Here is a 22768-nt window from a genome sequence, read left to right on the forward strand (position 1 = left end):
TCGGCGCTACCCATTAGAGTTGGGCAGCGTGTTGTCAGTAGTGCCCAGCCCCGTCACCGTGCGCGCGCCGTCGAAGGTGAATTTGCACCTCGGAGTCGGCGACCTGCGCGAGGACGGGTATCACGACCTGACCACGGTATTCCAGGCGCTTTCGCTCAGCGACGACCTGCACATCTCGCCCGCCGCCGCGCTCACCGTGAAGGTGAGCGGCGAGGGCGCGGCCGACGTGCCGACCGACCGCACCAACCTGGTGTGGCAGGCGGCGGTCCGGCTGGCGCATCTGGCCGGCCGGGTGCCGCTGGTGGAAATCGCCATCGCCAAGGGCATTCCGGTGGCGGGCGGGATGGCCGGCGGCAGCGCGGACGGCGCCGCCGCCCTGGTCGGATTGAACGAACTATGGGATATCGGCCTGGCTCGCGATGAATTGATGTCGATAGCCGCGGAATTGGGCAGCGACGTGCCGTTCGCGCTGCACGGGGGGACGGCGCTGGGCACCGGACGCGGGGAACGGCTGCTTCCGGTGCTGTCCCGCAACACTTTTCACTGGGTGCTGGCCTTCGCCAAAGGCGGGTTGTCCACGCCGGCGGTGTTCGCGGAACTGGATCGGTTGCGCGAGATCGGTGCGCCGCCCCGCCTCGGTCCGCCCGAGCAGTTGATGCAGGCACTGGCCGCCGGCGACCCGGAACAGCTCGCGCCCCTGCTGGGTAACGACTTGCAGGCGGCGGCGGTCTCGTTGCAGCCGGAGCTCCGGCGGACGCTGCGGGCCGGTGTTTCGGCGGGTGCGCTGGCCGGGCTGGTGTCCGGGTCCGGGCCGACGTGCGCGTTCCTGTGCGAGAGCGAATCCGCGGCCGTCGCGGTCGCCGCGGAACTCGCCGGCGCGGGCGTGGCCCGCAGCGTGCGCACCGCCAGCGGGCCGGTCCCGGGGGCGCGCATCCTGCCGCCGGACACCCAAGTCAAACGCTGACCCAGCAGCGATCGGGCTGGTCGGCGCACGCGGGCTGAGGGTGCTGAGCCCGGCCGTCCCCGGCCGCCTCGGTACCCTTGCCGAGGGCAACTATCTGCCTCATGCCCTCGGCGTAACCCCCGGAAGGATTTATGTCCAACCTGATCAACCTGGAGCAGGTCTCCAAGAGCTTCGGTATCAAGCCGCTCTTGGACAATGTCTCGCTCGGTGTGCACGCGGGCGAGCGGATCGGCGTCGTCGGCCTCAACGGCGGCGGCAAGACGACCCTGCTCGAGGTGCTGACCGGCATCGAGGCCCCGGACAGTGGCCGAGTGAGCCGGGTCGGCGGGTTGCGCATTGCCGTGGTCACGCAGCGCGGTGTGCTGCCGCCCGGGTCCACCGTCGGGTCGGTGGTGCTCGCGGGTCTGGCGGATGACGCGATGACCGACGGGGTCGCCGAACACGAGTGGGCCGCCAACCCGCGGATCCGCACGGTGATCGAGGGTATCGGCATCGAGGGCCTGGGCATGGAGGCCTCGGTCGACAACCTCTCCGGTGGCGAACGCCGCCGGGTCGCGCTGGCCGCCGCGCTGGTGCGTGACCTGGACCTGCTCGTCCTCGACGAGCCCACCAACCATCTCGATGTCGAAGGCGTGCAGTGGCTGGCGCGGCATCTGCTGAACCGGCGCAGCGCGCTCGTCGTCGTCACCCACGATCGCTGGTTCCTCGACACCGTCGCCACCAACACCTGGGAGGTCGTCGGCGGCAAGGTGGAAAGCTACGAGGGCGGCTACGGTGACTGGATCTTCGCCCGCGCCGAAAGAGCAAGGCAGGCCGACGCTTCCGAGGCGCGCCGGCAGAACCTGGCCCGCAAGGAACTGGCCTGGTTGCGCCGGGGCGCGAAGGCGCGCACCTCCAAGCCGCGCTACCGGGTCGAAGCCGCCGAAGCGCTGATCGCCGACGTGCCGCCGCCCCGGGACAGCGTCTCGCTGGCCGCCTTCGCCCGAAAGCGGTTGGGGCGCGTGGTAATCGAGCTGGAAGACACCACCCTGACCACCCCGGACGGCCGCGAACTGGTGCGGGACCTGACCTGGCGGCTCGCGCCGGGCGAGCGGGTCGGCCTCGTCGGCGTCAACGGTTCGGGCAAGACCACGCTGCTGCGGGCCCTCGCGGGCGAGGTGGAACCCGCCGCGGGCAAGCGGATTCAAGGCCAGACGGTCCAGATCGGCTGGCTGCGCCAGGAACTCGACGACCTGCCCACGAACATGCGCGTGCTCGAGGCGGTACAGCAGGTCGCGCAGCGACTCATGCTGGGCGATAAGGAGATCTCCGCCGGTCAGCTCGCCGAACGGCTCGGCTTCACCCCCGCTCGCCAGCGCACCCCGGTCGGTGATCTCTCCGGTGGTGAACGCCGCCGTCTGCAACTGACGCGCATCCTGATGGCCGAGCCGAACGTGCTGCTGCTCGACGAGCCCACCAACGACCTCGACATCGACACCCTGCAACAGCTCGAGGATCTGCTCGACAACTGGGCCGGCACCCTGGTCGTCATCAGCCACGACCGCTACCTGATCGAGCGTATCGCCGACTCGACCTGGGCGCTGTTCGGCGACGGCAAACTCACCAATCTGCCCGGCGGCATCGACGAATACCTGAAGAAGCGCGCCGCCCAGATTTCCTCGGCCGGTTCCCGTCCAGGCGCGGGTTCGTCCACGGAAACCGCAGCGCCGGTGACGGATTCGGCCGCCTACCGCGCGGCCCGCAAGGAACTCGCGAAACTCGAGCGCAGCATCGACAAGCTCGGCGAGCGCGAAGCGAAACTGCACGCCGCCCTCGCCGACGCCGCCACCGACCCGGACAAACTGCTGTCCCTCGGCGCCGAGCTCAAGCAGGTCCTGGCCGACAAGGACGCGGCCGAGGAACGGTGGATGGAGCTCGCTGAAGACGCGGAGTGATCGGCTGCGGCGCGTATCGCTACTGTGTGCCCGCGGCCCGGCCCTCATCGACGACGATCGGCAGGCAGGTCTGGATGAAATCCGCGCCGAAGGTGGTCAGGATGATGCTGCGGTAGGTCACCTTGGTACCGAAGCCGGAGCGCTTCAACACATTCCGGGCAGCGGACTGGGCTTCGAGGATCTGGTAGCGGTTCGGGTTGCCGACCGGTTCGGAGACGAATTCGATCAGCCCCAACCGGGTCAGGTTGGGCAGGTACTGCTGGATCCGGTTCGGGAAACGTAACCCGGCGTGCTCACCGATCAGCGTCAGACCCGAGACCCGGCGTTCCGAGCCGAGCGCGCGTGGCCGTCCGGCGCGGATATCGATGGCGGGCTGCGGGCCATCGGTGTGCAGGAAGCGCAGGATGCGCGCTTCGTCGGGGGTCAGATCGGCGAGCATCCGCGCGAAAGCCGGGTGGATGTCCTGGCTTTCGGCGTGCGTGCTGGCCGAAAGCCGAAGCAGCGCGGCCCCCTGCTCGCGTAGTGCGGGCACCTCCGGGCCCATGGCCCCGTCGCCCGGCATGCCCAGCGCGCGGCGCACCGCGCCCTTGAATTCGGATTCGGCTTCGGCGAGCACCTCGGCGGCGGGCGCGCCCGCGATGCTGCCGCGCACCACCGTCTTGCCGACATCGGCCGCGGTGCCCACGCCCCACGCGGTGACCTTGGACGCCGCCGAAATGGCAACGCGCGCAACGCCTACACCGGCGCGCACAGTTTGACGCGCGGACGGACGAGTGCGCTCGGGTGGCTCGGGAACTGGCAGGGGGGTTACCGGCCGCCGGGCGATCTCGGTCGACGGGCGCGCGTCAGGGGATCGCTCGGCGGCCGAAATATCGTCGCCGCCGTCAGATTCCGTCATAGCCATGTTGTCGCTACTCCCGTTCCGAAGATCAGGATATGAGCGTATCCGGCAAACAGGCCCAGCACACCGCCATGCAGAAAAAGCAGCCATTCGTCCTGCTTGATGGCCGCACGCAGCATGTCGACGAAGTCCGGCGGCGAGAGCTGTGACATCTGCTTGGCGATGTAATCGTTGATCTGGCGGCCCTGGCGGATGTTGAAGTCCGGGTCGGCGAAGGCGATCGGCGCGATCGCCTTGGCTTCCTTGGTCAAAGTGTCCTGCAGCGAATCATATTCGCGGCTGCCGAGCATGAACTTGACCGCGGGCCGGGCCGGGCCGAGTGCGCGGTCGGCGGCCGGGCGGAGCGTGTCCTCGAGCATCTGCATCGTGCGGTCCGAGCGCGGGCCGTTGAGCAGTTCGTCGCCGATATTGGCGACGGTCACCACTTGACTGGATACCAATTCGGCGTATCCATCGGTGATTTCGGACTGGCGCTTGATCAGCAGACCCTGTCGCCACGGGCACCACCACTTCGGGTAGGCGGGCGCGAAGATCATGTTCAACCCGACGTAGTTGACCACCCAGCCGATGATCACGCCGCCGACCGGCAGCACCGCCAGCGAGGGCCAGCCGGTCAGGTGCAGCAACGCGACCAGCACCAGACCCATGGGGGCGCCGAAATAGAAGCCGAAGTTCTGCATGAACCGCAGCTCTTTCGCGCCGAGCACCTGGAACAGCGTATTCAGCAGATGCGGCCGGGCCTGGAAGTAGCGGATCACCATTTGCTTGACGTCGAGCAGCTGGTCGATGTTGGCGCCGAATTCCTCGGTGAGTTCGCGCAGAATGTCGGGCAACTGCTGGCGCACCCGGGCGTGCACCACCTCGCGCACCTGGGTGGGCAGGTTGTACCAGAGCTGCGGATGTTCGCGGCGCAGGATGTCCTCGACGATGTTCTCGATCTGCGCGTCGGCGACGCTGATGAATTGTTCGGCCAGCTTGTCGGGTTCGAGCTCGCGGTAGAAGTCGGCGACGCTACCGAGTTTGGCCAGCCCCTTGTCCACGGCGATGCTGGCCATTTTGTCGGCACGACTGGGCACGATGCCCTGCCAGCCGATGCGGCCGTCGTAGCTGAGCAGCGGCAGCACTTGAATTCGCTTGGGCAGGAAGGGAAATACCGCACGCAGGCCCGGCAGATGGAAGCCGTGGAAAGCGATCGGCTTGAACAGCATGAGGATGCCGGTCCAGTTGGTGATATAGCCGATGACGCCGGTGAACAGCGGGATCGTCAATAGCTCCAGGAGGATCGTCGGGTGCAACCCGAAAATACTCTCTAACACGACACCCTCCTGCCGGACGCACCCGGTGACCGCCGCCTCACCGGGTCCTCAAACTAGCACCACGCTGTCCGAATTGTGGAGCCAGCCACCGGTGCCGTACCAGACAGCCCGAGACGTCAGTCACAATCGGCGACCGGGATGTCGCACCCGACGGCGGGGGCGGCGAGAATGATCGGGGCCACATTCCGGTGCCGGGGTCATCCGGTTGTGACCCGCGCGGCTCCCGGTTCGGCATACCCGGGGCGTCGCCGCGCAATAATCTGTGGGCAGATTCGTTCATCGGGCAAATACATCGGAGAAGACGTGGCAGACGACAGGACCGGACAGGACATCACCCGAGCCGGTGCTGACCGTTTGGAGCGGCCTGCGAGCAGTCGCTCCGTAGAGCGCAGCTCGGACGTCGAACAGCGGCAGATCAGCAATGAGGCGCGGCTGATCCGCGGCGTGTTCCGGGCGGCCGGGCTGGCCGCCGGTACCGCGGTGCGCGGCGGTCAGTGGGCGGTCAACACCTCCTACGAGGTGACCAAGGAGATCGCTCAGGCCGCCCTGGACGGGGAATCCTCCGCCGATATCGCCGAACGCACCGGCAACGCCCTGCGCTCCATCGCCCGCAGCGCGCTCGGCGTCACCGAGGGGTCGGTGCGCGAAATCGTCAGTTACGTACCGACTTCCGGCAACGGCACCAGTCCAGGTGCCGGTCAGCAGCCCGCTCTGGCCATGGGTTCGCAGGTGCGCTCGGCCAGTGCCGACGAACTGCGCCGGCGCGGGGACGCGCTGCTGGCCCGCTCCGCCGATGTCTACTTCACCGAGGACGTGCATCCGGCCTACGACCGGATCCTGGATCAGCTGGCGCCCGACGAGGCCCGCATCCTGCGTTTCATGGCGCTCAACGGCCCGCAGCCCGCGGTGGACGTGCGTACCAACCGTCCGCTGGGCATCGGCTCGGAACTGGTGCGCGGCGATCTGACCTCGGTGCCGGAGCAATCGGGCGTGCGCTACCCGGACCGGGCGCGCTCGTATCTGATCAACCTGAACCGCCTCGGCCTCACGCTGACCTCGGACGATCCGGTGGTGCTGAGCCGCTACATGGTGCTCGAGGTGCAGCCGGTGGTGGAGGCGGCGCTCAAACAGGCCGGCCGGGCCCCGAAGATCGTTCGCAAAAGTTTTCGACTGACCGAATTCGGCGAGGATTTCTGCCGGACGTGCTTCAGTATCGGTAATTGATCTTTCCCGCCGAATCCGGAGGAGAGATTGATAGCGAGATGATACAAATCTCGTGGAGCATCGTGGCTTCGGATGGGATTGTTGAATTATGGGATCGGCCGAGCAGCACCTAGGTAATCGGGGGACCGACGATGTCTCGGCCATCAGCCGCCTGAAATACCGATATCTGCGCACGCTCGACACCAAGACTTGGGACGAATTCGCCGACACGATGATCCCTGAGGCGACCGCCACCTACAGCGAATACCTGCAGTTCGAATCGCGCGACGCCTTCCTCGCTTTCATGCGCAACACCCTCGGCCCGCACGTCATCACCGAGCACCGCTGCGACCACCCCGAGATCGATGTGGACGGCGATACCGCCACGGGCACTTGGTATCTCGCCGACACGGTGCTCATTCCCGCGCACAACATGCTGCTGCGCGGCGCGGCCTTCTACAGCGACAAATATGTCCGCTGCGAAGACGGGCACTGGCGGATCGCGCACACCGGCTACGAGCGCACCTACGAGGTGGTGCTCTCGCTCAGCGACCTGCCGAGCCTGCGTTTGACCTCCAGCCGCTGGGGGTTGATCGCCCGCGAGGACGGGATCGCCTCGGTCGAGATGGACCCCGAGCAGCCCACGCCCTAGTCGGCCGCCGCGACCAGCGGTTCCAGCGTCATCTTCGGCATTTCCTTCTCGATGTACTGCAACCGCCACTTGTCGCTGAACAGCGCCAGCAGCACACCGTCGCTGCGCGTGAACACCTCCACGCCGCGCTGCCGGCCCAGCTCGTCGGCCGACGCGGCGTCGGTGCGCCGGGCGATGGTGTACGGCAGGAAGTCCAGATGCGTCTCGACGTTGTATTCGCCCAGCATGCGGGCGGTGACGACCTCGAACTGCATCGGGCCGACCGCCGCCAGCACCGGCGAGGCGTCGCCGCGGGCGTCGTTGCGCAGCACCTGCACCACGCCCTCGGAGTCGAGCTGATCGATGGCCTTGCGGAACTGCTTGTACTTGCCCGCCGACTGCGCCCGCAGTACCGCGAAATGCTCCGGCGCGAAGGACGGAATCGGCGGGAACTCCACCTTTTTGTCCACGTACAGGGTGTGACCCGGAGCCAGCGCGGTGGCGTTGACCAGGCCCACCACGTCACCCGGGTAGGCGGTGTCCACGGTGGTGCGGTCCCGGCCGAACACCGTCAGCGCGTACTTGGTGGCGAACGGGCGACCGGTCTGCGCGTGCGTGACGACCATGCCGCGTTCGAATTCGCCCGACACGATCCGCATGAACGCCAGCCGGTCCCGGTGCGCGGTGTCCATACCGGCCTGCACCTTGAAGATCACGGCGCTGAACGGATCGGTGGTCGCCCGCGCGGTGCCGTTGACGTCGGCGCGCGGCCCGGGTGCGGGGGCCAGGGCGACCAGCGTTTCCAGCAGCTGACGCACGCCGAAGTTCAGCATCGCGGAGGCATAGATGACCGGCGAGGTCTGTCCCGCGAGGAACATCTCCTGGTCATGGTCCTGTCCGGTGGCCGAGAGCAGTTCGCTTTCCTCGGCGGCGGTGGCCCAGGCCTCGCCTTCGCGGGCCTCGGCCTCGTCCGGGGTCAGGGATTCCTCCGGAGCGATGGTCGCGCCCCCCGCGGTGCGCGTGAAGTGGATGTACTCCTCGGCTTCGCCCTCGGGGCCGCGGCGCAGCAGGCCGCGGAAATCACCCGCGATACCGACCGGGAGGAACAGGGGAGTGGGCGTCAGGCCGATCCGCTCGCTGATCTCGTCCAGCAACTCCAGCGGCGCCTGGCCCGGACGGTCCCACTTGTTGATGACGGTGATGACCGGGATGCCGCGGTGGCGACACACCTGGAACAGCTTCAAGGTCTGCGGCTCGAGGCCCTTGGCGGCGTCGATCAGCATGACCGCCGCGTCGACGGCGGTCAGCACGCGATAGGTGTCCTCGGAGAAGTCCGAGTGGCCCGGGGTGTCGACGAGGTTGATCACATGATCGATATCGGAGCCCGCGGCCCGGTAGTTGAACTGCAACGCGGTGGAGCTGACCGAGATACCGCGGGCCTTCTCCATCTCCATCCAGTCCGAGACGGTGGACTTGCGCCCGGCCTTACCGTGGATCGCGCCCGCCTCGGAAATCATCCGCGCGTGCAGCGCCAATGCCTCGGTCAGCGTCGACTTACCCGCGTCCGGATGGGAGATCACGGCGAAGGTGCGGCGCCGGGCGACCTCGGCGGGCAGACCTTTTCGAGCGGCCTGCGAGCTGTCACCGGCGGCCTCACGGGAAGTCGAACTGTCGGCGAGTTCCTCAGAGGAGGTCACGGGACAAACCTTTCGCGCGGGACGGCAGCAGACAACCGTTCCAGCTTAGGCGGTGCGCCGTTCATGGCTCCGACCCGGGGTTTCGGCGCAAATGTACAGCGCCTGACCTCCCGATTAATTCCGGGCCATCACCTTGCGGTACAGTGTTCGGGTTGTCTCGGCGAGGGTGTTTTACAGCACCGTGATCGACGCGGCGCGGCTCCATGGCCGTCGTCCTCGTTGTCTTCGCCCGACGAGTAGACCAACTGCCAGGGCTCGTGTTTTTCGATACGACACACCCCTGGCCCACAGCTGACAGCCACCGTAGAGCCGTAGGAGTAGATCTAGTCATGTCTGACGCCAACCTTCTCGAAGCCGCCGTTCGCACCGAGTTCGGTAAGGGCGCCGCCCGCCGCACCCGTCGTGCCGGCAACGTGCCCGCCGTTCTCTACGGCCACGCCACCGACCCCCAGCACCTGGCGCTGGACGCCCAGGCGTTCGCGGCCATCCTGCGTCAGCACGGCACCAACGCGGTGCTGAACCTGGTGATCGACGGCAAGGAGCACCTGGCGCTGACCAAGTCGGTTGTCGTGCACCCGATCCGCCGCTACATCGAGCACGCCGACCTGCTGGTCATCAAGAAGGGCGAGCGGGTCACGGCCGACGTGCACGTCACCCTGGTCGGCGAGCCCGCCGCTGGCACCCTGGTCACCCAGGACGCCACCACCATCTCCATCGAGGCCGACGCGATGAAGCTGCCGGACTCCATCGAGGTCTCGATCGAGGGCGCCGAGGCCGGCACTCAGATCAACGCCGGTGACATCACGCTGCCCGCCGGTGTCGCCCTGATCGTCGACCCGGAGACCTTGATCGTCAACATCATCGCCGCCCCGGCCTCCGCCGAGGAGACCGAGGCCGCCGCCGAAGCCGCCGCCGAGGGCGAGGCCGCCGCCGACGCCGAGAGCGCCGAGTAAGAAACCCCTGGTCATCGCATGACCGACGCCGTGCCCGCGCTCGTGGTCGGACTGGGTAACCCCGGTGCCGAATACGAGCGCACCCGGCACAACATCGGCTTTCTGGTCGCCGACGTGCTCGCCGAGCGCGTCGGCGGCCGTTTTGCCGTGCACAAGAAATCCGGCGCGGACCTGCTGCAGGCGCGCCTGGACGGCCGTCAGGTGCTGATCGCCAAGCCCCGGTCGTATATGAACGTCTCCGGCCGTCCCGTCGCGGCGCTGGCCAAATTCTTCTCCGTGCCGCCCACCGAGGTGATCGTCGTGCACGACGAACTCGATCTGCCGTTCGGCGCGATCAAACTCAAGCGCGGTGGTGGCGAGGGCGGGCACAACGGATTACGTTCTGTCTCCAGCGCTTTGACCACCAAGGACTATCTGCGCACCCGCATCGGTATCGGCCGCCCGCCGGGTCGCCAGGACCCGGCGGACTACGTGCTCAAACAGTTCGCCGCGCCGGAGCGCAAGGAAGTGCCGGTGATCGTGGAGCAGGCCGCCGACGCCGTGGAGTTGCTGCTGCGTGTAGGGCTGGAGACCGCGCAGAACCAGTTGCACTAGAACGACATGTCATCAAAACGGCAGCGTCGGGTCCTGTTTCGCCGCCGTGCCGTCCAATTCCGCGATCCGCGCGTAGAGCGCCTGCAAGGTCGCGGCTACCTCGTCGAGGAACTCGTCTACCTGCTGCACGTCGTACCCGCGTTGACCGAACTTCGGTTTCTTGAACTGGACGAGTTGAATGTCCTCGGGTGTCAGCGGCATCGGTCGCTCACTTTCTAACTCCGGGTCGCCAATACCAGGGCGAACCGTTCGTCGGGGTCGGTCCACACCTGTTCGGTTGCGAAACCAGCTGTGTGGAGCTCGTTTTCGAGACCGTTCACGCGGAACTTCGCCGAGATCTCGGTCCGCATCTCTTCGCCTCGGGCGAACTCTACGGTGAGATCGAGGTCGCGCACCGTGACAGTCATGTCTTCGGTTGCCGCCAAACGCATTTCGATCCATTCCTGCTCGGCGTCCCAGAGCGCGACATGACTGAACTTCTCCGGCTCGAAGTCCGCGCCGAGCCGGTTGTTCAACACGTGCAACACATTCCGGTTGAACTCGGCGGTCACCCCGGCCGCGTCATCGTAAGCGGGAACCAGGATCTCGGGCGCGATCACCAGGCCCGCGCCCAGCAGCAGGTGCTCACCCGGCTCCAGCACGTCGTGAATCCCCGCCAGAAATTCCGCGCGCTCGTCCGGCACCAGATTGCCGATGGTGCCCCCGAGGAACGCGATCATCCTGCGTCCGCCGCCCGGCAGATTATGCAACGTATCGGTGAAGTCGCTGACCACACCGTGTACCGCGAGACCCGGAAACTCGGCGGCGATCTCGTCCGCCGCCGCCCGCAATGCCGACGTCGAAACATCCTGGGGAACATAAGTTTTCAACGGCCCCCCCGCGCTGAGCGCGGTCAGCAGCAGGCGAGTCTTGGCCGCCGACCCCGCGCCCAACTCGACCAGCACCTCCGCCTGAGCCGCCCGCGCGATCTCACCGACCACCCGCTCCAGCAGCGCCCGCTCGGTGCGCGTCGGGTAATACTCGGCCAATTCCGTGATCCGCTCGAACAACTCGCTCCCGCGCGCGTCATAAAACCACTTGGGCGGCAACGACTTCGGATCAGCGGTCAACCCGATCCGGGCGTCCCTCCGCAACGCCGCAGTGAGGTCGTCGTCGGATAGGTAGATCTCCAGCGTCGGAGCGGTCATAGTGATACGCCTTTCGGTGTAGCTCGGAAATGTCGCGCTCGGGAAGCCACCCTTTGGCGGGCGGGCGTAAGGGGCGCGGTTCGGAGGACAAGGGCTCGAGGGCCGAGGCTCGAGGGCTCGGGACTGGGAAGGGCTGAGGCTCGAGGGCTCGGACTGGGAAGGGTTGAGGCTTGAAGGCTCGGGTTGGGAGGGTTGAGGCTTGAAGGCTCGGGTTGGGAAGGGTTGAGACTCGAGGGCGGGCTCGGAAAGCCGAAGCTCGAGGGGCGTGGCTCGGAAATGGTGGGGCTGGGGGATGTCATGGGGTGACCGCCTGTCGACCGGCCTGGCTCAGCGGTTCGACCGAGAGGTGACCTGGGCGGGCAGTGACCAGGCAGCGGTCGGGGATCGGCTGCCAGCGCGGGTCGTCGTCGTAGGGTTCGGAGGAGAGGATCGCGCAGTCGTCGGTGACGAGCGCCGACAGGGCGTGGTGAACTGTGGTGGCCCAGAGCTGTGCACCGTCGCCGAGCAGGAAGTTCAGTCGCGCGTCCGGCGCATGGGTGAGCACCGTGGTGGCGAGCAGCGCCAGGGCCGCCCCGGCGGACTCCACGAATCCTTCGGGGCCCGCCGAATCCAGCAGGTCACCCAGCAGCACCCACAGCGCCGCCGAGTCGGTGGCCGATTCGGCTTCCAGCAATTGCGCCGTCTCGAACAGCCGGGTCGCGCCCCACTGTGTCGCGGCGGTATCCAGATCCGACGAAACCGCGGTGAGCACTCGCCGCCACCCCGGCACCACACCGTTGTGGCTGAACGCCCACCGGCCACCGAGGAACGGAGCGCAAGCTGCCCGCTCCACCGGCATGCCCACGGTCGCCGAGCGGATCGAGGCCAGCACCGCCGTCGACTTCAACTGCGGCAGCACCTCTTCCACCGCCGGATCGGTCCAGATCGGGGCCGGATTCCGATACCGGCTGACCACCACCCCGCCCCGAACCCCCATCCCGGAGTCCGGCACACCGCCGCGCCCGGCGGTATCCCCGCGCCCAGCCGCTCGCACCTGACCTTCCCCCTCCGTCACCGACGAAGGCACCGACTCGGCTGCCCGCCACCAGGCCACCCCGAACCCATCCGCGTTGATGGTGCCGCCACCGCGCATCTCCCGCGGGGCCCACGCCTGCGTGCGCAAAGAATGCGCACCCCGCGTAAGCAATTCCCCCACACCGATTTCGGGGCCCACGTATCCGGCATGCCTGCACATCAGCGACCTCCATCGGGCAGTGTGGTCGGCTCAGGAAAATCCGAGGAAACCGCGATGTGCCACGCATGCGGCCGACGAGTCAGGCGAACCGGATTTCGATGCGCTTGGGCGTTGGCGCGATGTTGCGAACACCGAGGTGGCCCGGCATACCCCCCGATTGGCCGAATTTGCCTGCGTCGCATCAGTTTTCCTCCGTCCGCAGGTCGCGGGCGAGGCGGAAACCGGCGAAGATCTGGCGGCGGATGGGGTGGTCCCAGTTGCGGAAGGTGCTGCGGCAGGCGACGGGGTCGGTGCCGAAGGAGCCGCCGCGTAGCACGCGGTAGTCCCCGCCGAAGAAGACTTTGGAGTACTCCCGGTAGGGGAAGGCGTGGAAGCCGGGGTACGGGTCGAAACCGGACGAGGTCCATTCCCACACGTCGCCGATCAGCTGATGGACACCGGCCGGGGAGGCTCCGGCGGGGTACGCGCCGACTTCGGCGGGTTCCAGGTGGCGCTGGCCGAGATTGGCTGTGCGGGAGTCGGGTTCGCTATCGCCCCACGGATAGCGGCGGGAGGCCCCGGTGGCCGGGTCGTAGCGGGCCGCCTTCTCCCATTCGGCCTCGGTGGGCAGGCGTTTACCGGCCCAATTCGCGTAGGCCTCGGCTTCGAACCAGCAGACGTGCACGACAGGTTGATTCGGGCGCAGCGGGGTCGGCACGCCGAACACGCGCCGCCACCACTGCCCGGCGGGATCACGGTCCCAGAACTGCGGCGCGACCAGACCCGCTTCCTGGCGGTGCGCCCAGCCGCGGTCGGACCACAGCTCCGGACGGTCGTAGCCGCCGTCGGCGATGAAGGCCAGGTACTGCTCGTTGGTCACGGGCACGGCATCGATGGCGAATCCGGGCACGTGCGTGCGATGTGCGGGGCGTTCATTGTCCAGCGCCCATGGCTCGGTGGATGTGCCCATAGTGAATTCGCCTGCTGGAATGATGATTTCGCGGCCGACGAGCCCGCTGGTCGTGCCGGGCGGTGCGGGCGGCGCGCCGAGGACCGGCGCTCCGGCGCGTAGTTGGTGGGTGGCGAGCATGGTTTCGTCGTGCTGCTGCTCGTGCTGGGCGATCATGCCGAAGGCGAATCCGCCGTCGACCAGCGCGTCGCCGCGTAAATCGCTGGTGGCGAGCACATCCCAGACCTTCTCGCGCACCGTGCCGACGTAGCCGCGGGCCTGATCCGGGTCGAGCAGGGGCAGCGCCGGGCGGTTGGCGCGGGCGTGTTTGAACGCGTCGTACAGCTCGTCGATGTCGGACCGCACCGCCTCCCGCCCGCCGACATCGCGCACCAGCCACAGTTCTTCCTGATTGCCGATGTGCGCGAGATCCCATACCAGCGGGCTCATCAGCCGCGAATGCTGCGCCACCAGTTCGTCTTCGTCGAGCGCGTCGGTGAGGGCCAAGGAGCGTTGCCGCGCTCGCGTGAGCACCTCGGCGATCCGGCCGCGCAGCCGCTCGGTGGCACTGTTGTCGGACGCGGGTAAGTGATCACTGTTCACGAGAGTCCTCCGAGGTCGACCGATCCGCGGACCGGTGGCCGCGCACCTGGGGATGGCTGTGCATGGGCGCTCATGACGGTTCCCGCCCGTTCGTGTGGCCGGCCGTCGCTTCGCCTTGCAGGGCACCGGCCGGATTCCGGCCCTGCCGGCATCGGCGCATCGCGGTGTCGAGTTCCGTTGCCGCGGTGGCGGACCCGGCATGGGCTGCCGCCAGTGCGAGCAGATCCGCGGCGATAGCGCGAATTTCCGGATCGGCCAGGCCGCATCGCGCCGCGTCCAGCCAGCATCCGGCGAGCGGAGCGGTCAGCGCTGTCGCCTCGGCCACCACCGCCGGCGTGGACATCAGGGCCTCGACCGCGAGAATCGGTGTGGCCCAGCTGTCCTCGGGTTGGGCGTCCAGATAGCGGATTTCCAGGTGACCGGCCGCCCGCACCGGTGGGAACAGGGTGGTCAGGTGGTAGTCCAGGTCGAGCAGGCCGGGGCCGCGGCCGATTTCGTCGTCCAGCGCGCCGGAGAGCCAGTCGGCGAAGGTGGCGCCCGGCGGGGCCGCCCAGCTGTCACCGTCGGCTCGGCGGACGCACAGCAGCGGAACATCGAGGGCCCAGCGGCTGTAGGACTCGATCGGGTCGGACCAATCCTCGGCGGGCGGGCGGGTGCGGGCGTAATCCAGGCGCAGCCAGGTACGCATGCGCTGGGAGGCCCAGGCGCCCGCCGGGGCGCCGCGCAGGAAAGGGGAGCAGGCGAAGGCGGCGAGCAGCGCCGGGCCCATCACGTACAGCGCTTTCCAGCGGGCGGCTACCTCCGCGCGGTCGGCGCCCGCGTCCACACTGATCTGGGTGGCGGCGGTGTTGCACATCATCAGCTTGCCGAAGGGGCCGATCCCGCCGAAGGACTGTTCCATGGCGCGATAGCGCGGGAGCCGGAGCAACCGTTTGGGACGGCGATCGGCGTCGGCGGCGAGGGAGACGGTGCGGATGGCGCGGGATTCGAGGAGTTCGCGCAAGCGGCGGGCATCGTTGCCGAGCTGCTCGCACAGCTGTGCGGCGGTGGCGAACGGAGCGCTGGAGAGTTCGATCTGACCGCCGGGTTCGATGGTGACCCGGCTGCCCCCGGGCAGTGCGTGTGCCGGTGAATCGGGGGCGATGGACCGCGGTGCGTGCGGTCCGAGGGCGGCGGTTAGTGCAGTCAGCTGCGGGCGGGGTGCTGCGGCGGGACCTGATGCCGAACGCTCACCCTGCACGGTGAGCCACTCGAGTTCGGCACCGATCAGCGTGGGTGGGCCCAGCTTGAAGCAGACACCCCCGACGTAAGCTTCCGCCGCGGCGCGCGAGGACAATTCCCCGGACGTGGTGGCGCGGCCGGTCGAAACCGAATGCGCGAGCGTGACCGCCATCCCAACCTCCACCATGTTTCGTGCGGGCTGGGGGTTCGGTCCAGCACCGTAGGTTCGTGTTGCTTGTGCGAGCCCACTCGAGCCGGGCCGACCCGAACCAGCCTAGCGAGCGGCACCGACAAGAAATCGACAAGAAAACAAACTTCCCGGCTGACCAGGGCGGCTGCCGAGCCCACCAAATCGGTGTATTGATGCGGGACAACGCGGGGACCGAGGGCCAGCGCGCGGACCGCCGGAGGCGCTAGGGTCGTTGACATGCTTGACGAAGGTCGCGTACGGGCGGAGACACCGGGGTGCGGGTCCGATTCCGGGACGGTGTTCCTGGACAGCGCCGGGTCTTCGCTGCCGTCGCAGGTTGTGCTCGACACTGTCATCGGGCACCTGCGGCGCGAAGCGGAGGTCGGTGGCTATCGGGCGGCGAACGAGCGCCTCGAGGATCTCGCCGCCGTGAAGACTGATATCGGCACTCTGATCAACGCCGATCCGAGCTGTATCGCGCTGAGCGACAGCGCGACTCGCGCCTGGGCTGATTTCTTCTATTCCGTGCCGCTGGGCCCCGGTGACCGCATCCTGATCTCCGGCTCCGACTACGCCTCCAATGGCATTGCCGCGCTGCAACGTGCGCGCGCGACCGGCGCCCGGGTGGAACAGATCCCCACCGATCCGAACGGCCAGCTCGACCTCGACGCCATGGCCGACATGGTCGACGAACGCGTGAAATTGGTTTCGGTCCTGCATGTTCCGTCCAATGGCGGCCTGGTCAACCCGGCGGCCGAAGCTACCCGAATCGCGCACTCGGTGGGCGCGCTGGTGCTGCTCGACGCGTGTCAGTCGGCTGGTCAAATCGCGCTGGACACCCGCGAACTCGATGTCGACGCCATGTCGGTCACCGGCCGCAAATGGCTGCGCGGCCCGCGCGGCACCGGATTCCTCTATGTCCGACCAGAATTGGCCACGACCCTGGAGCCGCAGCGGTTGGATCTGCACAGCGCGCAGTGGACCAGCGCCGACAGCTACCAGCTGGCAGCCGACGCGAGCCGCTTCGAATTCTGGGAGTGCGATGTGGCCGGACGGCTCGGCCTCGGCGCCGCCGTCCGCTATCTGCTCGACCTCGGGCCCGAGGATGTCTACGCCGCCGTCGCCGCCCGCGCCGAATACTTGCGCAAGACGCTGCCCGAGATCCCCGGCGTGACCGTGCGTGATCTGGGCGTGCGGCACAGCGGGATCGTCTCGTTCACCGTCGACGGGGTCGCCGCGTTCGACGTCCGCGACCGCCTCGCGGCGCGCGACATCACCGTCACCGTCAGCCAGGCGAGCTCCACTCTGCTGGATATGACCGCCCGCGGCCTGGACGCCGTGGTGCGCGCCTCGCCGCACTGTTTCGTGAGCTTCGACGAACTCGATCGCTTCGTCGCGGCGCTCGCCGAGTTGTAGGGCCGATGTCGCAGCGCGAACTCGTCGTCCTCGGCACCGCGAGCCAGGTTCCGACCAAGGTCCGCAACCACAACGGCTACCTGTTGCGCTGGGGATCGGAGGGGGTGCTGTTCGATCCGGGCGAGGGCACTCAGCGTCAGATGTCCTACGCCGGCGTCTCGGTCACCGACATCACCCGCATCGCGATCACCCATTTCCACGGCGACCACAGCCTCGGGTTGCCGGGCATCGTGCAGCGCATCAATCTGGACAAGGTGCCGCACCCGGTGCATGCCTACTATCCAGCCTCGGGCGAGGCGTACTTCGAAAGGCTGTGCAACGCCACGGCTTTCCGCCGGAATGTGGAACTGACTCCGCATCCGATCGCCGCCGCCGGTCCGCTGGACGCACCGGACGCGCCGTTCGCCCTCGAGGCGATCCAGCTGTCCCATCCGGTCGACACCTTCGGCTACCGGCTCACCGAACCCAGCGGCCGCCGCATCCTGCCCAAGCGCCTGCGTGAACTCGGCGTGCACGGCCCGGACATCGGTCGCCTGCAACAGCGCGGTTCGCTCGAAATCAACGGCCGCACCGTTACTTTGGCCGAGGTCAGCACTCCGCGACCGGGCCAGAGTTTCGCCTTCGTGATGGACACCCGGCTCTGTGACGGCGTCTACGAATTGGCCTCGGGTGTCGACCTGCTCGTCATCGAAGCGACGTTCCTGGACGCCGATGTCCGTCTGGCCGAGGAGTACGGCCATCTCACGGCCGCCCAGGCCGCACGCGTCGCGGCCGAAGCCGGTGCCCGCAAACTCGTGCTGACGCACTTCTCCCAGCGCTATCAGTCGTTGGATCCGCATCTCGCCGAAGCCGAAAAACACTTCTCCGGCGAGATCGTCGTCGCCCGCGATCTCAGCCGAATCCCGTTGCCGCCCCGCCGCTGACCTCAGGCGAGGTGTGCTTCGAGGACCTGGGTCACCAGTGCGCCGGGATCGGCGGCGGGTGCGATCAACGCCAGGCTGCGGTTGGCTTGCAGCGTGGCGATGCCGTGCAGGTTCGTCCAGAGGGCCAAGGCGCGTGCGGCCGGGTCGGCGGCGCCGGTGACATCGGCGACCAGGCCGGTGAACTGCTCGAAGATCGGCAGTGTGGTGGCTCGCAGGTTCTCGCCGGATCCTTCGAGCAGGTCGTGCCGGAACATCAGCGTGAACATCTCCGGTCGGGCGGCGGCGAAGTCGACATAGTCGACGGCCATCGCGCGCAGGCGGTCTCGAGGCTCCGCCGCCGGGTCGATTCGGGCGAACCGCGCGAGGAGATCGGCGAATCCGCGGGCCGCGATCGCCCCGAGCAGTGCCTGGTGGGTGGGGAAGTGCCGGCGCGGCGCGCCGTGCGAGACGCCCGCGGCCCGGGTGATCGTGCGCAGACCGAGCTGACCCGCGCCGACTTCCTCCAGTAGTTCCACGCCGACGCCGACCAATCGCTCACGCAGGGATTCGGGCATGGCGTTCAGTGTAGACAGTGTCTACTCCAATCGTGTAGACAGTGTCTACAACCTGGTTCAGGAGGAAATCCATGTGGTACCGGCTCTTCAAACACGTCCTGCTCGGGCCGCTGCTGCGGCTGCTGGGCCGGCCGAAAGTGGAGGGCCTGCACCATGTTCCGCCGGACGGACCGGTCATCATCGCGGCCAATCATCTCGCGGTGATCGATTCGCTGTATCTGGCGCTGATCCTGCCGCGCCGCGTCACCTTCCTGGCCAAGCAGGAGTACTTCACCGGCACCGGACTGAAGGGCCTCTTCCAGCGGTGGTTCTATACCGTCGCCGGTCAGGTCCCGGTCGACCGCACAGGCGGCACCGCGGCCGCCGACGCCTTGGCCGCGGCGACCGGAATCCTCGAGGCGGGCGGCATCTGGGCCATTCACCCGGAGGGCACCCGCTCACCGGACGGCCGGATCTACCGCGGCCGCACCGGCGCCCTGCGCGTCGCCATGGCCACCGGTGCGCCGGTCATCCCGGTGGTCCTGTCCGGTACCGACCGCATGAACCCGCGCGGCAGCAGGTTGTTGCGGCCCACCAAGATTCGGATCAGCATCGGCGCGCCCCGCTACTACTTCGCCGCCGGCCCGCAGACCACGCCGCGCGCCGCGACGGACGAACTGATGCGTGAACTCGCCGCCCGCGCCGGACGCCCCTACGTCGACCGCTACGCTGCCACCTTCGCCCCGCGCTGACTCGTTGCGGCGAAACGGGTTAACGCCGGTCGGGTCGCGCGGGATAGTGGGACAGGAGCACAGCCCGGCATGTCGATGAGGGAGTCGGACGTTGAGCAGGTTCACCGACGAGATGTACGCGACCGCGCAGTCTTCCCAGCGGGGACTGGTGACGGGCGAGCCGAACGCGCCGAAACGCCAGACCTGGAGTGAGATCCACCAGCTCGCCCGGCGTATGGCCGGCGGGCTGGCCGCGGCCGGGATCGGGCACGGGGACGCGGTCGGCGTGCTCGCGGGCATGCCGGTCGATATCGCCCCGGTCTGCCAGGCGATCTGGATGCGCGGCGCCTCGATCACCATGCTGCACCAGCCCACGCCGCGCACCGATCTGGTGGTGTGGGCCCGCGACACCGAGACCGTGCTGCACATGATCGAAGCGCGGGCCGTGGTGCTCGGCGCGCCCTTCGAGGCCGCCGAAGCGATCCTGCGCGAACGCGGGATCACGGTCGTCCGCATCGATCAGTTACCCGACGGGCCGGACACCGAGCCGCTGTCCACCGGCGAAGCCGATATCGCCCTGCAGCAGTTGACCTCCGGGTCGACCGGTGTGCCGAAGGCGGTGCAGATCACGCACGGCAACTTCTTCGTCAACGCCTACGACATGTTCAACCGCGTCAAATTCCAGCTCGATCAGGATGTGATGGTCAGTTGGCTGCCGTTGTTCCACGACATGGGCATGGTCGGATTCCTCAGTGTGCCTATGCAATTCGGCGCCGAGGTGGTCTGCGTGACGCCGATCGATTTCCTGATGCGCCCGCTGCTGTGGGCCGAGTTGATCCACAAGTATCGCGGAACGGTCACGGCGGCACCCAATTTCGCCTACTCACTGCTGGCTCGCCGTTTGAAGCAGGCCGCGGACGGCACGCTGGACCTGAGCTGCGTCCGGTACATGTGGAACGGCGCGGAGCCGGTGGATCCCGACACCATGGACGCACTCGCCGAGTCGGGTAAGCGCTTCGGGCTGAACCCGATGGCACTCACCCCGGTCTACGGCATGGCGGAAACCACACTGGCCGTGTCCATTCCGGATCCGGGCAAGGGCCAGGTGCTCGATCCCATCGACGCCGATCTGCTGGAAGCGCTCGGCAAAGCGGTGCCGGTGTCCGACGAGCACGCCCATCACGGCAATGTCCGCAGGCTCCCGACCCTGGGCTATCTGGTCGACGGACTCGAGGGCCGCATCGTCGACTCCGAACGTCAGCCGCTGCCGACCCGTTCGGTCGGCGTCATCGAATTACGCGGCCCCGCGGTGACATCCGGCTACGTGACGGTTGAAGGCTTCCGGCCCGCCCAGGATGCCGACGGCTGGCTCGACACCGGGGATATCGGCTACTTCACCGAAGAAGGTCTGGTGGTGGTGTGCGGCCGGATCAAGGACGTCATCATCATGGGCGGTCGGAACATCTATCCCACCGATATCGAACGCGCCGCCATGCGAGTCCCCGGCGTGCGGCCCGGCAACGCCGTCGCGGTGCGCCTGGACGCGGGGCAGAAACGCGAAAGCTTCGCTGTTGTAGTCGAATCGAACGAACACCAGAACACCGACGAGGTCAAGCGGATGGAACGCGAGATCGTGCACGAGGTGGTCTCGGAGGTCGGCGTCCGTCCCCGGACCGTCGCGGTGCTAGGGCCCGGCGCACTACCGAAGACGTCCTCCGGAAAACTGCGCCGCGCCGCCACGGCCGTGCACCTGCACTAACCGACCACCGCGTACAGCCATTCGACCAACGGCCGCAGCGTCTCCCAGGCTGCGCGGATCTCCTTCGCCGCGCGCGGGGTGTCCAGCCAGTCCGGCGCACCGAAATCTTTGCTGCAACTGATCTGCTTGTGCCGTAGCAGCTCGATGCGCGGATGGTCGGCGTCGTAGCCCTTCGGCTTGGTCTTCAGTTTTTCACCGCCGAGCGTGAAACCCGCCTCGGTGAGCCGGGCCAGGATCGCCTCCAGCTCCGAGCCGCGCACCTCGTCGTCGAGAGTGGCCCGCAGCTGGGCGAGCTGAGTGGGCGCTCCGGCATAGAAGCCGCCGGCGACGAACAGTCCGGCGGCGCCGATCTGTACGTACCAACCGACCCCGGAAGTCAAGCTCACGACCGCGCCCTGATGATCCTTGTAGGGCGTCTTGTCTTTGGAAAACCGCACGTCGCGGTAGGGACGGAAGATCTTCGCCGCGCCGAAGTCGGCCTCCAACTCGGCGGTCAGCGCGACCATCGGCGCGCGCACCGACTCGTCGTAGACGTGCTTGTGCGCGGTCCAGAACGTCTTGGAGTTGTCGGCTTCCAAGTCCTCGTAGAAGTCCAGTCCCGCCAGGGGGAATCCGCTGAAACCCATACCTCGAACCTAAAGCATGCGGTCTCAGTAGGTATTGCCGTCGTTGTAGTAGTCGTTCTCGATCACGCTGCCCCAGACGAAGAAGGCGAAGATCAGGCCCAGGATCAAGCCGACCGTGGCGGCGATGGCGGCCCACTTGCCCAGCGACTCGCCTTTGTTGCGACCGACCAACCCGAGCGCGATGCCCGCCGGCCCGAACAGAATCGGGCAGAAGAACAGCGCCAGTGCGGCGCAGACGAAACCGAGGATCGACAGCACCTGTGTGCCGGATTGCCGCGGCGCGCCGTAGTCGCCCTGTGGGTACTGTCCGCCCTGATACGGATACGGCTGGCCCGGCCGACCCGGATATGGGGGATAGCCACCAGTTTGCGATCCCTGTGAATACGGCTGTCCCTGTAGATACTGATGTTCCTGCGCAAAGGGCTGCCCCTGCTGCCAGGAGGGTTCCTGCTGGTAGGGCTGTCCCTGCCAGTGTTGCTGCTGTCCCTGTGCAGACTGCTCCCAGCGTTCCTGCTGGTATGGCTGGGATTGTCCCTGCCAGCTCTCGTGTTCGTATGCCTGTTGTCCCGGTGCGGACGGTCCCTGCTGCCAGGACTGTCCCTGCTGGTACGGCTGCTCCGGTGCGGCCTGCCCTTGCTGCCAGTGCTGTTCCCGCTGGTACGGCTGCTGCTCCTGGTAGGACTGACTCCGCTGCCAGGGCTGTTCCGGAGGCGGCGGATAACTTCCGGATTGCGGCGCGAAACTCGTTGTCCGTGGATCACTCTCGCCGGTCGGATACGTTGTCCCGCTACCGGTGTCGGTCGGCTGACCCGGAGTGGAGATCGGCGACCCCGATTCCTGGGACGCGGACTCCGCTGACCACGGTTCCGCGGACGTCGACTCAGTGGACCGTTGCTCTGGGGACGCAGACTCGGCCGACCATGGTTCCGAGGAAGCCGACTCGGCCGACCCCGACTGCGGGGAAGCTGACGTGGCCGACCACGGTTCCGAGGACGCGGGCGTGGCCCACTCGGTACCGGCCGGCAGGATCATCGTCTCCTCGGCGGGCGGTACCGTCGTTTCTCCGGGCGGGCGGAGGATCGTCGTTTCCTCCGCCGGGTTCGGCTCGGCTAGCTCTGGAGTCTCCTCGGATTCTCGACTCGACTGCGGTGCGCTGCCGGTCCGGGGCTCCGGCGACTCGTCCGGGTTCTGCGGGTTGGTCATAGCGCTTCTCCTCGTCGAAGT

21 protein-coding genes are annotated in these 22768 nt (G+C 67.7%); 10 read left to right on the forward strand and 11 right to left on the reverse strand.

Annotation, left to right across the window (positions count from 1 at the left end; genetic code table 11):
* Positions 1–28: 28 nt before the first annotated feature.
* Both BJ987_RS09920 and BJ987_RS09925 read left to right on the forward strand, forming a co-directional pair.
* Positions 29–964: a 4-(cytidine 5'-diphospho)-2-C-methyl-D-erythritol kinase gene (locus tag BJ987_RS09920; RefSeq protein WP_209887214.1), complete on the forward strand. Its 936-nt coding sequence runs from the start codon at positions 29–31 to the stop codon at positions 962–964.
* A 131-nt stretch (positions 965–1095) separates the two neighbouring features.
* On the forward strand, positions 1096–2898 hold the full coding sequence (locus BJ987_RS09925) for an ABC-F family ATP-binding cassette domain-containing protein (RefSeq protein WP_209887217.1): 1803 nt from the start codon (positions 1096–1098) through the stop codon (positions 2896–2898).
* Between the two features lie 19 nt (positions 2899–2917).
* Here the strand turns inward: BJ987_RS09925 and BJ987_RS09930 are convergent, their stop codons facing one another.
* Together BJ987_RS09930 and BJ987_RS09935 are read right to left on the reverse strand one after the other, a co-directional pair.
* On the reverse strand, positions 2918–3796 hold the full coding sequence (locus tag BJ987_RS09930; protein ID WP_245365889.1) for an Abi-alpha family protein: 879 nt from the start codon (positions 3794–3796) through the stop codon (positions 2918–2920).
* Positions 3793–5115, reverse strand: a complete 1323-nt coding sequence (locus BJ987_RS09935; protein WP_209887221.1) for a DUF445 domain-containing protein — start codon at positions 5113–5115, stop codon at positions 3793–3795. Before BJ987_RS09935 ends, BJ987_RS09930 begins: the two co-directional genes overlap by 4 nt.
* Before the next feature lie 303 nt (positions 5116–5418).
* On the opposite strand from BJ987_RS09935, the gene BJ987_RS37200 reads away from it, so the two are divergent.
* Together BJ987_RS37200 and BJ987_RS09945 are read left to right on the forward strand one after the other, a co-directional pair.
* Complete coding sequence (locus BJ987_RS37200) at positions 5419–6339, forward strand: Abi-alpha family protein (protein WP_307869556.1); 921 nt, start codon at positions 5419–5421, stop codon at positions 6337–6339.
* Between the two features lie 88 nt (positions 6340–6427).
* Positions 6428–6970, forward strand: a complete 543-nt coding sequence (locus BJ987_RS09945; protein WP_209887224.1) for a nuclear transport factor 2 family protein — start codon at positions 6428–6430, stop codon at positions 6968–6970.
* Here BJ987_RS09945 and BJ987_RS09950 read toward each other — a convergent pair.
* A complete protein-coding gene (locus BJ987_RS09950; RefSeq protein ID WP_245366764.1) occupies positions 6967–8565 on the reverse strand; it encodes a peptide chain release factor 3 in 1599 nt (532 codons plus the stop codon). The genes BJ987_RS09945 and BJ987_RS09950 overlap by 4 nt on opposite strands.
* 410 nt (positions 8566–8975) lie before the next feature.
* Here BJ987_RS09950 and BJ987_RS09955 point away from each other — a divergent pair, with 410 nt between their 5' ends.
* Positions 8976–9599, forward strand: a complete 624-nt coding sequence (locus BJ987_RS09955; RefSeq protein WP_209887230.1) for a 50S ribosomal protein L25/general stress protein Ctc — start codon at positions 8976–8978, stop codon at positions 9597–9599.
* An 18-nt stretch (positions 9600–9617) separates the two neighbouring features.
* Entirely contained in the window at positions 9618–10193 is a 576-nt protein-coding gene (pth, locus tag BJ987_RS09960; RefSeq protein ID WP_209887233.1) for an aminoacyl-tRNA hydrolase, read from the forward strand.
* Between the two features lie 12 nt (positions 10194–10205).
* On the opposite strand, the gene BJ987_RS09965 is transcribed toward pth, so the two are convergent.
* The 5 genes from BJ987_RS09965 to egtA all read right to left on the reverse strand — a co-directional run bounded on the left by BJ987_RS09965 (position 10206) and on the right by egtA (position 15538).
* Positions 10206–10394, reverse strand: a complete 189-nt coding sequence (locus BJ987_RS09965) for a DivIVA domain-containing protein (RefSeq protein ID WP_209887236.1) — start codon at positions 10392–10394, stop codon at positions 10206–10208.
* A gap of 14 nt (positions 10395–10408) precedes the next feature.
* A complete protein-coding gene (gene egtD, locus BJ987_RS09970) occupies positions 10409–11380 on the reverse strand; it encodes an L-histidine N(alpha)-methyltransferase (RefSeq protein WP_209887239.1) in 972 nt (323 codons plus the stop codon).
* Positions 11381–11675: 295 nt separating this feature from the next.
* Positions 11676–12614: a class II glutamine amidotransferase gene (locus BJ987_RS09975; protein WP_209887242.1), complete on the reverse strand. Its 939-nt coding sequence runs from the start codon at positions 12612–12614 to the stop codon at positions 11676–11678.
* A gap of 181 nt (positions 12615–12795) precedes the next feature.
* Positions 12796–14145, reverse strand: a complete 1350-nt coding sequence (egtB, locus tag BJ987_RS09980; RefSeq protein ID WP_209887244.1) for an ergothioneine biosynthesis protein EgtB — start codon at positions 14143–14145, stop codon at positions 12796–12798.
* A gap of 70 nt (positions 14146–14215) precedes the next feature.
* A complete protein-coding gene (egtA, locus tag BJ987_RS09985; RefSeq protein WP_209887247.1) occupies positions 14216–15538 on the reverse strand; it encodes an ergothioneine biosynthesis glutamate--cysteine ligase EgtA in 1323 nt (440 codons plus the stop codon).
* 255 nt (positions 15539–15793) lie between these two features.
* Between egtA and BJ987_RS09990 the strand changes: the two genes are divergently transcribed.
* A complete protein-coding gene (locus BJ987_RS09990) occupies positions 15794–16972 on the forward strand; it encodes an aminotransferase class V-fold PLP-dependent enzyme (protein ID WP_209887249.1) in 1179 nt (392 codons plus the stop codon).
* A gap of 5 nt (positions 16973–16977) precedes the next feature.
* Positions 16978–17895, forward strand: a complete 918-nt coding sequence (locus BJ987_RS09995) for a ribonuclease Z (protein WP_209887252.1) — start codon at positions 16978–16980, stop codon at positions 17893–17895.
* 2 nt (positions 17896–17897) lie between these two features.
* Here the strand turns inward: BJ987_RS09995 and BJ987_RS10000 are convergent, their stop codons facing one another.
* The gene (locus BJ987_RS10000; RefSeq protein WP_209887255.1) at positions 17898–18449 is read right to left on the reverse strand and encodes a TetR/AcrR family transcriptional regulator; all 552 of its coding nucleotides are present in this window, start codon (positions 18447–18449) and stop codon (positions 17898–17900) included.
* A 71-nt stretch (positions 18450–18520) separates the two neighbouring features.
* On the opposite strand from BJ987_RS10000, the gene BJ987_RS10005 reads away from it, so the two are divergent.
* Together BJ987_RS10005 and BJ987_RS10010 are read left to right on the forward strand one after the other, a co-directional pair.
* Positions 18521–19180, forward strand: a complete 660-nt coding sequence (locus BJ987_RS10005; protein WP_209887258.1) for a lysophospholipid acyltransferase family protein — start codon at positions 18521–18523, stop codon at positions 19178–19180.
* Positions 19181–19271: 91 nt separating this feature from the next.
* Positions 19272–20918, forward strand: a complete 1647-nt coding sequence (locus BJ987_RS10010) for a fatty acyl-AMP ligase (protein ID WP_209887261.1) — start codon at positions 19272–19274, stop codon at positions 20916–20918.
* On the opposite strand, the gene BJ987_RS10015 is transcribed toward BJ987_RS10010, so the two are convergent.
* Complete coding sequence (locus tag BJ987_RS10015; RefSeq protein WP_209887265.1) at positions 20915–21544, reverse strand: DUF2461 domain-containing protein; 630 nt, start codon at positions 21542–21544, stop codon at positions 20915–20917. The genes BJ987_RS10010 and BJ987_RS10015 overlap by 4 nt on opposite strands.
* 24 nt (positions 21545–21568) lie before the next feature.
* Complete coding sequence (locus BJ987_RS10020; RefSeq protein WP_209887269.1) at positions 21569–22747, reverse strand: hypothetical protein; 1179 nt, start codon at positions 22745–22747, stop codon at positions 21569–21571.
* Positions 22748–22768 lie beyond the last annotated feature (21 nt).

It is taken from the genome of Nocardia goodfellowii, from assembly GCF_017875645.1.
GTDB classification, from domain to species: domain Bacteria; phylum Actinomycetota; class Actinomycetes; order Mycobacteriales; family Mycobacteriaceae; genus Nocardia; species Nocardia goodfellowii.

Excerpts from the sequence above, each read along its gene's own strand:
- BJ987_RS09925 (WP_209887217.1), top strand. The coding sequence starts at position 1,096 with ATGTCCAACCTGATCAACCTGGAGCAGGTCTCCAAGAGCTTCGGTATC.
- BJ987_RS09930 (WP_245365889.1), bottom strand. The coding sequence starts at position 3,796 with ATGACGGAATCTGACGGCGGCGACGATATTTCGGCCGCCGAGCGATCC.
- BJ987_RS09945 (WP_209887224.1), top strand. The coding sequence starts at position 6,428 with ATGGGATCGGCCGAGCAGCACCTAGGTAATCGGGGGACCGACGATGTC.
- BJ987_RS09955 (WP_209887230.1), top strand. The coding sequence starts at position 8,976 with ATGTCTGACGCCAACCTTCTCGAAGCCGCCGTTCGCACCGAGTTCGGT.
- pth (WP_209887233.1), top strand. The coding sequence starts at position 9,618 with ATGACCGACGCCGTGCCCGCGCTCGTGGTCGGACTGGGTAACCCCGGT.
- BJ987_RS09965 (WP_209887236.1), bottom strand. The coding sequence starts at position 10,394 with ATGCCGCTGACACCCGAGGACATTCAACTCGTCCAGTTCAAGAAACCG.
- egtD (WP_209887239.1), bottom strand. The coding sequence starts at position 11,380 with ATGACCGCTCCGACGCTGGAGATCTACCTATCCGACGACGACCTCACT.
- BJ987_RS09975 (WP_209887242.1), bottom strand. The coding sequence starts at position 12,614 with ATGTGCAGGCATGCCGGATACGTGGGCCCCGAAATCGGTGTGGGGGAA.
- egtA (WP_209887247.1), bottom strand. The coding sequence starts at position 15,538 with ATGGCGGTCACGCTCGCGCATTCGGTTTCGACCGGCCGCGCCACCACG.
- BJ987_RS09990 (WP_209887249.1), top strand. The coding sequence starts at position 15,794 with ATGCTTGACGAAGGTCGCGTACGGGCGGAGACACCGGGGTGCGGGTCC.
- BJ987_RS09995 (WP_209887252.1), top strand. The coding sequence starts at position 16,978 with ATGTCGCAGCGCGAACTCGTCGTCCTCGGCACCGCGAGCCAGGTTCCG.
- BJ987_RS10000 (WP_209887255.1), bottom strand. The coding sequence starts at position 18,449 with ATGCCCGAATCCCTGCGTGAGCGATTGGTCGGCGTCGGCGTGGAACTA.
- BJ987_RS10005 (WP_209887258.1), top strand. The coding sequence starts at position 18,521 with ATGTGGTACCGGCTCTTCAAACACGTCCTGCTCGGGCCGCTGCTGCGG.
- BJ987_RS10015 (WP_209887265.1), bottom strand. The coding sequence starts at position 21,544 with ATGGGTTTCAGCGGATTCCCCCTGGCGGGACTGGACTTCTACGAGGAC.
- BJ987_RS10020 (WP_209887269.1), bottom strand. The coding sequence starts at position 22,747 with ATGACCAACCCGCAGAACCCGGACGAGTCGCCGGAGCCCCGGACCGGC.